This is a genomic window from Erwinia sp. MYb416 (assembly GCF_037479575.1).
GTDB lineage: Bacteria > Pseudomonadota > Gammaproteobacteria > Enterobacterales > Enterobacteriaceae > Erwinia > Erwinia rhapontici.
Window position 1 is genome coordinate 858 of the sequence record NZ_JBBGYT010000408.1, and the last position, 1,032, is coordinate 1,889.

The 1,032-nt window shown below is 42.6% G+C and carries 1 protein-coding gene and 1 pseudogene; both read right to left on the bottom strand.

Annotation, left to right across the window (positions count from 1 at the left end; genetic code table 11):
• On the bottom strand, positions 1–800 hold an 800-nt coding region (locus WH277_RS05625; RefSeq protein ID WP_339504924.1), incomplete at its 3' end, for a fimbrial protein.
• Positions 801–1,032 (bottom strand): annotated as a pseudogene (locus WH277_RS05630) (ImpA family type VI secretion system protein); the annotation flags it as partial. It lies immediately after the preceding gene.

A 1,032-nucleotide genomic window follows, 5' to 3' on the forward strand; every position in this document is an offset into this window, starting at 1 on the left:
TCCTTATTTCCTCCGGCATCAGTAACAGTAATATATTTACCATCTGTTGTACGAGCGTCCGCAATAACTGAAGCAAGGACCGAATATTTTCCATAGTCAGTCCTGCAGTTCATTTCAAAGTCGAGGGGACGTTCAACCCCTGAATCCGCCAGGGCTGGTGTGACAGTATTAAAATCGATGTTTTTTGTGCTCTCAAAAGTACAGGCCGGTGTACTATTGAGTGTAATTTTTCCTATATTAAGTTTTTGTGCATAATTCGACATTGCATTGACACCAACATAATTATAGGCGGAATCACCGCCATCAAAGACAACATTTTCTTTATTAGGTATCAAACGAAGAACCTCTGCCGTTTTAAAAAACTCAACGACGAAATAAGAATTCGCAAAATAGACGAAGCGAAGTGCCTCCATAGGCATATTACCGCCATAAGGGATGTCTTTTTTATCAGTGCCATTATCCCACCGAATTTTCATACTAACTCCCTGAATATTGGTAGGATACATATTATTTCCACTTGGAGTAGGAAGACCGTAAGGCACCCCTCCATAAGCACTGCCAGGCGTACAGTTGATATAGGTTACAGCGTGTCCCGCCAGTGGCGTGACGAGTGTGGCGAATGGCATTGAGGTATCGACGGGTTTATCTGCACTGATACTCAAAGCCTGGGCAGGGAGAATAAAAGTAATGGGTGGTCCTCTATCTGCTTCCCCAGACGTATCGAGGGTACACTCAGCGTGCAAAGCGTTACTGACTAATGCACAACATGCCATTAAAATTTTCAATCCAAAAAATTTCATTTACGTGTTCTCGCTGTCAATTTTATTTACGAGTTCTGATGGCAGGATTTTCATTAGTTCAGTGAAACGTTTGCCAACCATGCTTTCTGCCAGCTCCAGTAGTAAAATAACGGGACTACTTGGCTCCATGCGTGTAAACCACGTCCTTATCTCAATTAACTGTGCTAAAGCATCCTGGCGATTCTCTATCTTATTGTTAATTTGCAATGTTGAAACAGCGCGCCTTACAGGC